This is a genomic window from Aliiroseovarius conchicola (genome assembly GCF_041403445.1).
In the GTDB taxonomy this organism is placed as follows: domain Bacteria; phylum Pseudomonadota; class Alphaproteobacteria; order Rhodobacterales; family Rhodobacteraceae; genus Aliiroseovarius; species Aliiroseovarius conchicola.
The window spans coordinates 287,166-300,402 of record NZ_JBGEHL010000002.1; the positions used below are offsets into that span (position 1 = coordinate 287,166).

Consider the following 13,237-nt stretch of genomic DNA (forward strand, 5'->3'; position numbering starts at 1 on the left):
AGCCCGGTCATTCCGGGGGTGACGCCAGCACCTCGTCTATGGCACGGGCTGCAGCCCGAGCCTTGGCCTCCAAATCCTGAACCAGTTCGATCTCACTTTCGGCACCGGTCTCACGCAAGAGCAAGTCCTGACCTCCCTTCCCAAGCGCGTCAAGGTCCAATGGACCGTCCGACAAGAGTTTCGAGGCCGCTTGCAATCGCCACATCAGATCATGACTATCTGCCAGCGCCTGCCCTTGAGCGTCCGTAAACCAACCGATTGCGACGCCTTGCGCAATTTGCGATGCAGGATCGCGCGGCGTTTCGGGCGACAAAAGCGTGGCGGCTTGGGCGACCAATTCCACATCCTGCAAATGTCCGACACCCAATTTAGCGTCCAAGGCACCGCCACCTGATTTCGCCTCGGCAATGCGGTTGCGCATGTCGATCACATCGTTGACCACGTGGGAAGGCTCACGCGAGAACTCCATGACTTCGGTGCGTGCGGCGTCAAAAGCGTGACAGACGCTTTCAGGGCCAGTCACGATGCGGGCGCGGGTCAGCGCCAGATGCTCCCAAGTCCAAGCCTCGTCCCGCTGGTAGGCCCGAAAACTGTCAATCGATGTAGCCACCGGCCCCTGTCGGCCAGATGGGCGCAGGCGCATGTCGACTTCATAAAGCCGCCCTTCAGCCATCGGGGCCGACAACGCAGTCAAAAAAGCCTGCGTCAAGCGGGCATAGTACGGCCGCGTCGCAAGGGGGCGTCGTCCGTCGGACGTCTCGATACCCTCGGCGTCGTAGATCATGATCAGATCGAGGTCCGAGGTCGCCGTCAGGCTGCGCGCACCCAGAGACCCCATGCCAATGATCGCCGCGCCGGCCCCCGGTGGATCGCCATGTTTGGCTGCAAAATTCGCAACAACAACAGGCCAAAGCGCCCGGATCACCGCGTCTGCAAGGTCGGTATACTGCCGCCCTGCCTCGCGCGCATGGATCAACCCGCGAAGGAAGTGAACACCAATGCGGAAGTGCCACTCTTTCATCCAGCGGCGTGCGGTATCCAACCGAGCCTCGTAATCGGGCTGCGCAGCCAAGAGCGTCGCCAGATCACCTGCGAGCGCATCCACACCCGGCCAATCCTCAAAAAACCCACCACCGATCACGGCATCAAGCACTTGCGCGTTGTGTCCGAGATATGCCGCCAACGCCGGCGCCGTGGCGGCAATATCAACGATCAGGTCGACAAGTGTTGGATTGGCTTCGAACAGCGAGAAAAGCTGAACACCGGCGGGTAGACGAGAGAGAAACCCGTCAAACTGGATCAACGCGTCGTGCGGCCGGGGCGCATCGGCCAGCCGAGCCAGTAGATCGGGTTTCAACCGGTTGAAAATCTCGACCGCACGGGCCGAACGCAAGCAGGGATAGGTTTCCCACCGGCTTACGATCTCTGCCTCGGTGTCGGACAGTTCCCGACTGTCCGCGGCCGTTCCATCTGGGGCGAAGAACCCTTCTGTAATCTCATGCACTTCACTTAGAGCAGCGTGTATGCGCGCCTTCAGGGCCTTCGTGTCCCCCTCGCCCATCATGCGTGCGAGGCGATCAAACTCGCCGTCGCTTGTCGGCAGTTTGTGGGTCTGCGCGTCCCGCATCATCTGAACGCGGTGCTCAACTTCGCGATGGAACCGGTAGTGACCTGTCAGCACCTGCGCCACATCGCCCGGTATCCACCCTTTGTCGGCCAACGCGGCCAGACCCGGTACCGTGCCACGTTGCCTCAACCCCTCGTCCCGACCGCCGGCAATGATCTGGCGGGTCTGGGTGAAAAACTCGATCTCGCGAATGCCGCCCCGCCCGAGCTTCATGTCGTGACCATCCAGCGTGATGTCCCCATGCAACCCTTTGTGTTCACGGATACGCAGGCGCATGTCATGGGCGTCCTGAATAGCGGCGAAGTCCAGATGCTTGCGCCAGATGAACGGTCGAAGGCGCATAAGGTAGGCATCGCCTGCATCGAGATCACCGGCACAGGGCCGTGCCTTTATATGCGCGGCACGCTCCCATGTACGCCCAAGACTTTCATAATAGCGCTCTGCCGCCTCCATCGAGACACAGACCGGCGTTACTGCCGGATCGGGCCGCAGGCGCAGGTCTGTGCGGAACACATAGCCGTCCGCAGTCAGCTCGGACAACATCGCGCTCATCTTTCGGGTCGCGCGGATATGGCTCGCGCGGGCGTCGTGGAAATCATCCCCTTCAAAGCGGCTGTCATCGAATAGCACAATCAGGTCGATATCCGAGCTATAGTTCAGCTCATGCGCGCCCATCTTGCCCATTGCCATCGCGACCATGCCGCCCGCCGTGGTGATGTCGTCTTCACCCATGCCCGGCAACTTTCCGCGTTTGATCTCGCGACCAACCTGAAATTTTATCGCGGCGTCGGTGGCCCGGTCTGCCAAATCGGTCAGAGCGCCGGTCACCTGTTCCAATGTGAACACACCCGCTAGATCGGCCAGACCGGTCAACAGCGCGATGCGTTGCTTGGCGATGCGAAGCGTGGAACGCAAGGCATCTTCACTGTCCGCATGGTATGAGATGTCTAGAAGGCAGTTGGCAATCGCACGCTCTGGCGCTTCGTCAAGCGCCTTGCGTACCCAGTCGGCTTGTCTTTCAAGCAGCCCTTTCAGATAGGGCGAACATCCTGCCGCCCCCGCTAGAACCGCGCGCATATCTGGCGGCAGATCGGCAAACAACGTCTCAATCTCAGAAGCTGGGTCCGCCTCGTAGGGTATGGGACATCGACAAATACGGCGGGAAAACGGATCAGAACTCATAGGGGCAAATTGCGCTGCACAGAAAGGACGGTCAACCTTCCTTACGGACGCACCCTGCTTGTGGGTTAACCAGTTGCACTGACGTTGCAATCAGGTAACGTGCCGCGACCATAATCACTGGGGGCGCATCATGTCCAAAAGCTTGAACCGGGTAAAGCGAGCTCTGCTTGATCTAGGAATCGATACAGACATTCGCGAAATGTCGGACGGGACGCGCACCGCTACTGATGCGGCAAACGCCGTGGGGTGTGAGATCGACCAGATCGCCAAGTCGATCATCTTTAAGGGTGTGCAATCAGGCCACGTCATTCTGTTCCTGACCGCTGGCGGTAATCAGGTGGATACCGGCAAAGCGTCAGCTCTGGCAGATGAACCTTTGGGCAAAGCAGACGCAAAACTGATCCGTACAGAAACCGGGTTTGCCATTGGCGGCGTGTCCCCCGTTGGATTGATCGCCCCTGTACGCGCGTTCTATGATGATCGGCTTCTTGCGTTCGATACCGTTTGGGCTGCTGCTGGTACGCCACGGCATGTATTCCCCGCCTCGCCGAGCGAATTGATCAGGGCCGCAAGCGCATTGCCCGGAGACTTTATAGTAGGCTGAAAGACCTTCTCCGGCCTACAGCTCGATCCTAACGAAGATCACCCCACTATGGCGCGGGAACTCAGTTCATTGGCGACATTTTCCAGCCTAAATTGGGATGGAGCGCGGTGGCCCGCGCTCATATACAGCGGCGCGCTCATAAATTATTTAACCCTTTTATCTTTAATACTCAAATCCTTACAAGATTAATGTAAAAAAGTTTCACATTAACTCTTGATGGTACGGGGAAAATACCCACATCCTAGTCATGTGAAAGACATTCACATCAACACAAACAACGGAGACTTACCATGAACACCGCCGCTCAAACCGACTTCCCTGCTGCCTCGCGTGGCTGGTTTGCGAGAAGCGAAGCATGGCTGGACGAGCGCGGTAAAGGCGCCTGGATCGCTGCCATGGTTATCAGTTTCATCTTCTTCTGGCCCGTCGGGCTGGCCCTTCTTGCCTACATGATCTGGAGCAAACGCATGTTTTCGAAATCCTGCAACCGTCACCGGTCAACTGAAACCACAGCTTGGAAAGATGCTCGCTATGCGCGCCGCCATGGTTTCTCGACTTCCGGCAACACAGCGTTTGACGCCTATAAGGCCGAAACCCTGCGCCGCTTGATGAGCGAGCAGGAAGCCTTTGAAGCCTTCCTTGAGCGCCTGCGTGCAGCGAAGGACAAGTCCGAGTTCGACCAATTCATGGACGAACGTGTGACAGCTGCCCGGACCGCCCGCGATGAAGCCTATGCGGAAGACATGGCTGAAGATGATGTTGAAGACATCGAGGTTCTTGACGAACCCGCTCGCGACAAAAAGAAGAAAAAGTCGTAAGCTGACGACAGGCACGTCACCGTGCACCGACTTGCCCGGCCCAGATTTGGGCCGGGCTTTCAGATTACCAAACACCACACAGGACCAACAATGTCAGACTTCCCGCACATGTTTCAGGACAATCAAGACGGCCGCGCTCCTTATTGGGGCCTGCCTGATCCCGAGACTCAGGCCGAGTTTTATCAAGACGTCACCATGAAGCGCCTCGTCGCCTGGCTGATTGATGTGGCGCTGATCGTGGCCATGTGTATCCTTGTTGGCCTTCTGACCTTTGGTATCGGTTTTTTCCTATGGGGGCTGATCTATCTGGCAGTCGGCTTTATCTACCGCGTGACCACGCTGACCAACAAATCCGCCACCATCGGTATGCGTCTAACCGCGATTGAGCTACGCACCCATAAGGGCGAGAAATTTGACCGCTCGACAGCCGCGCTGCACACCCTGGCCTATTTCGTGTCAATGTCGACTTTTGTGCTGCAGTTGATCTCGATCGTGATGATGTTCACGACGGCGCGCGGTCAAGGGTTGGGAGACATGCTTTTTGGAACAGCCGCCCTTAATCGGAAAGCCGGTCGGTAATACCAAAATCCGATCAATGTTTCACGAATGCGGCACCCTAAGGGGTGTCGCATTTATCTTGTGATTTACCTTGTGATTACTGGGGTCTTGCCCCATCAGACTGTCCGGGCTAACGTCTGTATACTTACACAATTTCGAAAGTGTCATGCGTCATACACTACCGCTTGCACCACAATTCTATGTCACCGCCCCGCAAGAGTGTCCCTACCTTGACGGGCGGATGGAGCGGAAGTTGTTCACAGCCTTGCAGGGCGAACACGCAAGCACTTTGAACGACACATTATCCAAGCAGGGATTTCGCCGCTCGCAAAACGTGCTTTACCGCCCCTCATGTGCTGAGTGCTCTGCCTGCTTGTCTGCCCGAATACGTGTCGCCGACTTTGTCGCTACTAAGGGTCAAAAACGCACGATCCGGCGCAACAACGATCTGGAACGCCGCGCCCGCGCACCTTGGGCCAGTGAAGACCAGTACGAACTTTTCCGGCACTATCTGGACACACGCCACGCGGATGGTGGCATGGCCGATATGGATGTGTTCGAATTCGCCGCGATGATCGAAGAGACGCCGATCAAAAGTCGAGTAATCGAGTATTCAGAACGCGGCGCGCATCAAAATCCGGGCGATGAGGCGATTGGACCTCTGCGGGCGGTTTGCCTGACCGACGTGCTCGATGATGGGCTGTCCATGGTCTATTCTTTCTTCGATCCCGATCGCACCAAGACCTCGCTTGGCACATATATGATCCTCGATCACATCGAAATCGCGCGTGAAGCGGGATTGCCCTATGTCTACCTTGGCTATTGGGTGCCCGGCAGTCCCAAGATGGACTACAAGGCAAGTTTCTCGGCGCTTGAGATTTATCGGAATGGTCAATGGACCGCGCTAAAAGGGGACGAGGATTATTCCGCCGAACTGCATCCCCTGTCGACTGATCCGATTGCCGAGCAAGTGGCCGGAATAACTTTGCCCGACACGGTTCGTTAGCAACCGGCACAGCTTCACTGGACCACGCGCTTCTGCCACATCACATCGAAACAGGCCGAAATCAGCGCACAAGCCGACCTAAAATTGCATTAATTGCGCAATACGGCAGCCATACCGACTAAAAATTACAATTTTTTCGCCTCCACGACAGATTATTCGCGCTTTTCCCTGTTGACGCCCCTCCCGCCCACTCATAATGTCTCGCCCACGGAACTGAAAAGCCCCGCGCATCTATTGGCGGGCAAGACAAAGGAATACCTGCAATGGGCAGCGTCCTCGTACTTGTGAGAAATTGGCGCATGGGCCGGTAACGGACACCATATAGGTACCCCATGCGCCCCCGATGATCGGGGGCTTTTTTGTGTGAAACGCACGTGGAACGGAGAGAGTAATGACACGTCAAATGACCGGAGCGAAAATGGTGGTTCAAGCCCTGAAGGATCAGGGTGTCGACACAGTATTCGGATATCCCGGGGGCGCGGTCCTACCGATCTATGACGAAGTGTTTCAGCAAAACGATATTCGCCATATTTTGGTGCGTCACGAACAAGGTGCAGTTCACGCCGCCGAAGGCTATGCCCGTTCGACAGGCAAGCCCGGCGTGGTTCTGGTGACCTCGGGCCCCGGTGCCACCAACGCTGTGACCGGTCTGACGGATGCACTGTTGGATTCGATCCCGATCGTTGTCCTGACCGGACAGGTTCCCACCTTCATGATCGGTACAGACGGGTTTCAGGAAGCCGACACCGTTGGGATCACCCGCCCCTGCACCAAGCACAACTGGCTGGTGAAGGAAACGGATAAGCTCGCGGAAACGCTGCATCAGGCGTTCCATGTGGCAACCTCGGGTCGCCCCGGACCGACGCTGGTCGACATCCCGAAAGACGTTCAGTTCGCGACTGGCACATACACGCCACCAGCCAAGGCCGAGACCGGCCATTACACACCGCAATTGCGAGGCGACAAGGATGCGATCACCGAATTGGTGACCGCGATGGAGACCGCCAAACGCCCAGTATTTTATACAGGCGGCGGCGTGATCAACTCTGGCCCTGAAGCTTGTCAATTGTTGCGCGAATTGGTGGACGCGACCGGATTTCCCATCACCTCGACCTTGATGGGGTTGGGCGCCTACCCGGCCAATGGTGAGCATTGGATTGGGATGTTGGGCATGCACGGGCTTTATGAAGCCAACATGGCTATGCATGATTGCGACCTGATGATCTGCGTCGGCGCGCGCTTTGATGACCGGATCACTGGACGTCTGGATGCGTTCAGTCCGGGCTCGAAGAAGGCACATATCGATATCGATCCAAGCTCGATCAACAAGGTCATTCATGTCGAGATTCCAATCATTGGGGATGTCGGCCATGTCCTTGAAGATATGCTGAAAATCTGGAAGGCACGTGGCCGAAAGACCAACTCTGAAGGCCTGTCCAAATGGACCGCCAAGATCGATGAGTGGAAGGGTCGCGATTGTCTTGCCTATCAAGAGGATGACAAGGTTATCCAACCGCAATACGCCATGGAACGGCTTGAAGCGCTGACCAAGGACAAGGATCGCTATGTCGCGACCGAAGTTGGCCAGCACCAGATGTGGGCGGCACAGTTTCTGGGCTTCAATGACCCGAACCGTTGGTTGACTTCAGGTGGTCTGGGTACGATGGGCTACGGCCTGCCCGCCTCGCTTGGTGCGCAAATCGCGCATCCCGAAGCGCTGGTGATCAACGTCGCGGGAGATGCCTCGTGGCTGATGAACATGCAGGAAATGGGCACGGCCGTTCAGTTCCGTGCACCGATCAAGCAGTTCATCCTGAACAACGAACGATTGGGCATGGTGCGCCAGTGGCAAGAACTGCTGCATGGCGAACGCTATAGCCATAGCTGGTCCGAAAGCCTACCCGACTTCGTAAAACTGGCCGAAGCCTTTGGTTGTAAGGGCCGTCAGGTCTCGGATCCGGCCGAGCTGGATGACGCCATTCAAGAGATGCTCGACTATGATGGTCCGTTCATTCTGGACGTGCTGGTCGAGAAACACGCAAACTGCTTCCCGATGATCCCATCAGGCGAGCCGCATAACAAAATGCTTCTGGGTGAAGCCGAGACGCAGGGCGTCATCGGGTCCTCGGGCGCGACGTTGGTTTAAGGAGGGTCAAGAAATGTCTGCACTCAAGATCAAAAAAGGCTCGTCCAAGAAGTCCGCATATGACCTGCGCGATCCAAACTCGGATGTCATCGAAAGTCACACGCTAGCCTGTGTTGTTGACAACGAAGCTGGTGTTCTGGCCCGCGTGATCGGGCTGTTCGCCGGGCGGGGCTACAATATCGAAAGCCTGACCGTCGCGGAAGTCGACCATCTTGGCCACCTGTCGCGGATCACGATTGTCACGACCGGCACGCCTGCCGTGATTGAGCAAATAAAAGCGCAGCTGGGCCGCATCGTACCAGTGCATGAGGTCCATGACTTGACGGTCGAAGGCAGATCTGTCGAGCGTGAACTTGCGTTGCTAAAGGTCGAGGGATCAGGCGAAAAGCGCGTCGAGGCGTTGCGTCTTGCCGATATTTTCCGCGCCAATGTGGTCGATTCCACGTTGGACAGCTTCGTGTTCGAAATCACCGGCACGACCGAGAAAATCGACGCCTTCGCCGATTTGATGCGGCCGCTGGGGCTGATCGAGGTTGCGCGCACAGGTGTTGCTGCCTTATCGCGCGGCGCGCCCGCGTAAACCGAAAGTCTCACAGTAAATGCACCCGCATCAGTGCGGGTGCTCAACGCACCATAGGGCCGAGGTTCCTTGTCAGACCACCCGCCGTGCAGCTGGCCCGCTCACCTATCTTATGCGACGACCCGCAAAGCCGGTCGCGCGGCCAGATGATCGTAGCCTGCCAGCAACAGCGCGGGATCCATGGCGCCCATCACAACCGCCACCCCCTCGATGCGTCGCACGGTCCGAAAACCGCTGACCTCGTCGTAGTCAAATCTGACCTGAGAGCCGCGCACCAATTCGCCGACCCCCTTTGGTGTTTTAACCTCAGGGCCAACATATGCCAGCGGCCCCTGATCTTCGCACCACACCAAGCCAACGCTCTTTTCGGCGTTGTACCATAGGATTATGCCTAACATTACCTTCTCCACTTCTAGTAGATATCTTATCCACAGGGTTTGGCAGGAACAGGGCAAAATCACCTGATGCGACACTTTATTGCGTCATGTCTGTGGCCTTTTCTGGACAATGCCCCCGTGTCTGGGGAATTGTCTCGGATTCTGGTCGAAATTAATGAATCGACGCAGCACGGAATCACACTGAACGACAAACACAATAGGACCGCGCGCAAAGAAAAGGGGGCGCCCGAAGGCACCCCTTAGTTTTCGCTGATAGGGCTCGTGTTTCGTACCGCCCGGGTTATTTGCCTGCGGCCCTATCCGCGTCAGGGGGCGAGCGCACCCGCCCCGTGTCAGAGTGGGAGGGCGAACAACCGCCCCACCCTATTCCTGCTGACCCCGCCCCCTGGGACGCGAGCCGGATCAGCGGAAACCTAGCTACATCCTGTGGTTGATCCGCAGGTGTTGCATTTCATGCAGGTGCCATTGCGCACCAGTGTGTAATTACCGCATTCGCCACAAGGGTCGCCCTCGTAGCCTTGCATTTTAGCCTTGGTCCTGGCGTCCACCTTGTTAATCGTTCCGGTCGAAACCGAGGCTTCGCTGACGATGGTTTCAGTTGATGTCGCGGTTGCAGTTTCCGGAACCAATGTGTTCAGAGCGCCCACTGGATCCGTACCCGTCAGGACCGTTGCGCCAGCCTCGGCGCCACCTTGAAGCACCATCAGCTCTTGTGGCATCCGCTTGCGCAAATACCCGGTCGAGCTGATTTGTTTCAACACTTCCAAAGACTTAGTCGCTGCAGTTTCGGTCATCTCTTGTACGTTCGAGACGCCTTCTTCCTCGCCACGTCCCAGATCATCAAAGCTCGCGCCCTCTGGTTTGACATGCGCCAGATCGGTGCGATCCAGATAGGACACGGCCAATTCGCGGAAGATGTAGTCTAGGATCGACGTGGCGTTTTTGATCGAGTCATTGCCCTGCACCATGCCCGCGGGTTCGAACTTGGTGAAAGTGAATGCGTCGACGAATTCTTCAAGCGGTACACCATATTGCAGGCCAACCGACACCGCGATCGCGAAGTTGTTCATCATTGCCCGGAAGCCAGCACCTTCTTTGTGCATGTCGATGAAGATCTCGCCCAGATTGCCGTCTTCATATTCACCAGTCCGCAGATACACTTTGTGTCCGCCAACGATAGCTTTCTGGGTGTAGCCTTTACGGCGCTCGGGCAGTTTTTCACGTCCGCGGGCGACTTCTTTGACGACGATCTTTTCAATGATCTTCTCCGCCAATGTCACCGCTTTCTCGTGAGGGGAGCCAGAGGCGAGGATTTCCTCCGCCTCTTCGTCATCTTCCACCAGAGCGGCGGCCAAAGGCTGGCTCAGCTTCGATCCATCGCGATAAAGCGCATTCGCTTTGATGCCCAGCGACCACGACAGTTCATAGGCTTTTTGACAGTCTTCGATGCTTGCATCATTCGGCATGTTGATCGTTTTCGAGATCGCACCAGAAATAAAGCTCTGCGCCGCTGCCATCATGTAGATATGGCTGTCAACATTCAGGAAACGCTTGCCCTTTTTGCCGCATGGGTTGGCGCAATCAAAGACGTTGTAGTGCTCTTCCTTCAGGTGCGGTGCATCTTCCAGGGTCATCGTGCCGCAGACATGGTCGTTGGCGGTTTCGATATCCTTGCGGGTGAAACCAAGGTGGCTCAGCAAGCTGAAATCGGGGTTGTTCAACTTTTCAGCCGGAATGCCCAACACGTTGGTGCAGAACTCTTCACCCAGCGTCCATTGGTTGAACACAAAGCGGATGTCAAAGGCCGATGGAAGCGCCGCCTCGATCTTGTCGATCTCGTTTTGGCCAAAGCCGTGGCCGATCAGCGTTGTATGGTTGATCCCTGGCGCATTGCCAAGCGTGCCGTGGCCGACCGCGTAGCTGATGATCTCTTCGATCTCAGACGAGGCATAGCCCAATTTCTCAAGCGCAGCGGGCACCGAACGATTGATGATCTTGAAATACCCACCACCAGCAAGCTTTTTGAACTTCACCAAGGCGAAGTCAGGCTCGATCCCAGTGGTATCGCAATCCATCACCAGACCGATGGTGCCGGTCGGCGCGATCACCGAGACCTGCGCGTTGCGATAGCCGTGCTTTTCTCCCAGCGCCAGTGCCTCGTCCCAGGCACCCATGGCCAGATCGACCAGTTTGCTATCGGGGCAGTTTTTCAGATCGAGCGGCAGCGGTTTGATCGCCAAATCTTCGTAGCCTTCCGTCGCGCCATACGCGGCAGTGCGGTGGTTGCGAATAACGCGCAGCATGTGCTCTTTGTTGCGCTCATACCCTTCAAACGCGCCCAGCTCGCCCGCCATTTCGGCAGAGGTGGCGTAGGAGACGCCAGACAGGATCGCGGTCAGTGCGCCACAAAGCGCGCGCCCCTCTTCACTGTCATAGCCGAAGCCCATGTTCATCAGAAGACCGCCGATGTTGGCGTAACCCAGACCCAAGGTGCGGAATACAAAGCTGCGCTCTGCGATCTCTTTGGATGGGAACTGTGCCATCATCACTGAGATTTCCAGAGTGATCGTCCACAGGCGTGTTGCGTGCATGTAGTCTTCTGCTTGGAACACGCCGTCCTTCAGGAACGTCAGCAGGTTCATCGACGCAAGGTTACAAGCCGTGTCGTCCAGGAACATGTATTCCGAACACGGGTTGGACCCGCGGATCGCGCCATCTTCAGGGCAAGTGTGCCACGCGTTGACCGTGTCGTGATATTGGATGCCGGGATCGGCACAAGCCCATGCGGCATGACCGATTTGGTCCCACAGATCGCGCGCTTTGATGGTCTTGGCGACCGAGCCGTCTGTGCGACGGATCAGTTCCCAGTCTGCATCCGCCTCGACAGCCTTAAGATAGGCGTCGGTGACACGAACCGAGTTGTTTGAATTTTGGCCAGAGACGGTCGCATAGGCTTCCGAATCCCAGTCCGTATCGTAGGTCGGGAACTCAATCGAGCCATAGCCCTGCTTTGCATAATCCAACACCCGTTTGACGTAAACTTCAGGAATTGCGACCTTTTTTGCCGCCCGAATTGCACTTTTCAAACTCTCGTTGGTTTTGGGGTCATAGGCATCTTCTTCTTTACCATCCCAAGCGCGAATGGCTGCGAAGATGTGATTCAGATGCTCTTCGTGCATCTTCGAGCCAGCGACGAGCGACGCCACTTTCTGCTCTTCTTTGACCTTCCAATTGATGTATTCCTCGATATCCGGGTGGTCGCTGTCGACAATCACCATCTTGGCTGCACGGCGCGTTGTGCCACCCGATTTGATCGCACCCGCTGCGCGGTCACCAATCTTTAGGAACCCCATAAGACCCGACGACTTCCCGCCGCCCGACAGCGGCTCGTTCGCGGCACGTAGGGACGAGAAGTTGGTGCCGGTACCGGAACCGTATTTGAACAGGCGCGCCTCGCGCACCCACAAGTCCATAATACCCCCGTCACCCACCAGATCATCGTCGATTGACTGGATAAAGCAGGCGTGCGGCTGTGGATGCTCGTAGCTGGACTTTGACTTGGTCAGCTTACGGGTCTTGTGATCAACATAGTAGTGGCCCTGCGCTGGACCATCGATACCGTAAGCCCAGTGCAGGCCCGTGTTGAACCACTGAGGCGAGTTCGGCGCGGCGCGCTGGCTGGCCAACATGTGGCGCATCTCGTCGAAATAGGCCTTGGCGTCTTCCTCCGTCGTGAAGTAACCGCCTTTCCAGCCCCAATATGTCCATGCGCCAGCAAGACGGTCGAAGACTTGTTTGGCAGAAGTCTCGCCACCGAAACGATCCTGTTTCGGCAAGTCCGCCATCGCCTTGTCGTCAGGAACCGAGCGCCACAGAAATTCAGGAACGCCCTTCTCTTTCACACGCTTCAGCGCAGCCGGCACCCCCGCCTTACGAAAATATTTCTGCGCAATCACATCCGACGCAACCTGGCTCCAGGCAGAAGGCACTTCACATTCGTCCAGCTTGAACACCACCGTCCCATCGGGGTTTCGGATTTCCGACGATGTCGTGATGAAATCCAGCTCGGAATAAGCATCTGTTCCGGCTTTGGTGAATTTGCGTTCAATCTTCATGGTGCCCCTGGTCCTTCGTGCGCTGTGGCGGTGCGCGTCTTGGCGCGCCTTCACCTTATTAATACTCTTTGCTGATCCCGAAGGACGGATCCAAGACAACAGTTTCCAGCGCCGGAGGCGGTTAAATCTGCCCCGGAGTAAGGTGCCCAACGAAAGGCTCTGTCAAATTTGTTTCACTGTCCCGCTTTAACCTGCCGCCACTA

At 56.8% G+C, this 13,237-nt stretch carries 9 protein-coding genes; 6 read left to right on the forward strand and 3 right to left on the reverse strand.

Annotated elements, in window-relative coordinates; translation table 11 throughout:
• Window positions 1–7 precede the first annotated feature (7 nt).
• Window positions 8–2,809 (reverse strand): [protein-PII] uridylyltransferase family protein, encoded by a 2,802-nt coding sequence (locus V6N04_RS04330; RefSeq protein ID WP_371168904.1) that lies wholly within the window; start codon window positions 2,807–2,809, stop codon window positions 8–10.
• Between the two features lie 130 nt (window positions 2,810–2,939).
• Here V6N04_RS04330 and V6N04_RS04335 point away from each other — a divergent pair, with 130 nt between their 5' ends.
• From V6N04_RS04335 to ilvN, 6 genes are all read left to right on the forward strand, one after another.
• Window positions 2,940–3,413: a YbaK/EbsC family protein gene (locus tag V6N04_RS04335; protein WP_371168905.1), complete on the forward strand. Its 474-nt coding sequence runs from the start codon at window positions 2,940–2,942 to the stop codon at window positions 3,411–3,413.
• A gap of 290 nt (window positions 3,414–3,703) precedes the next feature.
• Complete coding sequence (locus tag V6N04_RS04340; protein ID WP_371168906.1) at window positions 3,704–4,231, forward strand: DUF2852 domain-containing protein; 528 nt, start codon at window positions 3,704–3,706, stop codon at window positions 4,229–4,231.
• Between the two features lie 90 nt (window positions 4,232–4,321).
• Window positions 4,322–4,810 carry an RDD family protein gene (locus V6N04_RS04345; RefSeq protein ID WP_371168907.1) on the forward strand — a complete coding sequence of 163 codons (489 nt, stop codon included), beginning with the start codon at window positions 4,322–4,324 and terminating at the stop codon, window positions 4,808–4,810.
• Window positions 4,811–4,955: 145 nt separating this feature from the next.
• Window positions 4,956–5,795 carry an arginyltransferase gene (locus V6N04_RS04350; protein ID WP_371168908.1) on the forward strand — a complete coding sequence of 280 codons (840 nt, stop codon included), beginning with the start codon at window positions 4,956–4,958 and terminating at the stop codon, window positions 5,793–5,795.
• A 391-nt stretch (window positions 5,796–6,186) separates the two neighbouring features.
• Complete coding sequence (locus V6N04_RS04355; RefSeq protein ID WP_371168909.1) at window positions 6,187–7,941, forward strand: acetolactate synthase 3 large subunit; 1,755 nt, start codon at window positions 6,187–6,189, stop codon at window positions 7,939–7,941.
• Window positions 7,942–7,954: 13 nt separating this feature from the next.
• Window positions 7,955–8,521, forward strand: a complete 567-nt coding sequence (ilvN, locus tag V6N04_RS04360; RefSeq protein ID WP_371168910.1) for an acetolactate synthase small subunit — start codon at window positions 7,955–7,957, stop codon at window positions 8,519–8,521.
• Window positions 8,522–8,631: 110 nt separating this feature from the next.
• Here the strand turns inward: ilvN and V6N04_RS04365 are convergent, their stop codons facing one another.
• The gene (locus tag V6N04_RS04365) at window positions 8,632–8,919 is read right to left on the reverse strand and encodes a hypothetical protein (protein ID WP_371168911.1); all 288 of its coding nucleotides are present in this window, start codon (window positions 8,917–8,919) and stop codon (window positions 8,632–8,634) included.
• Window positions 8,920–9,332: 413 nt separating this feature from the next.
• On the reverse strand, window positions 9,333–13,034 hold the full coding sequence (locus V6N04_RS04370) for a vitamin B12-dependent ribonucleotide reductase (RefSeq protein ID WP_371168912.1): 3,702 nt from the start codon (window positions 13,032–13,034) through the stop codon (window positions 9,333–9,335).
• Window positions 13,035–13,237 lie beyond the last annotated feature (203 nt).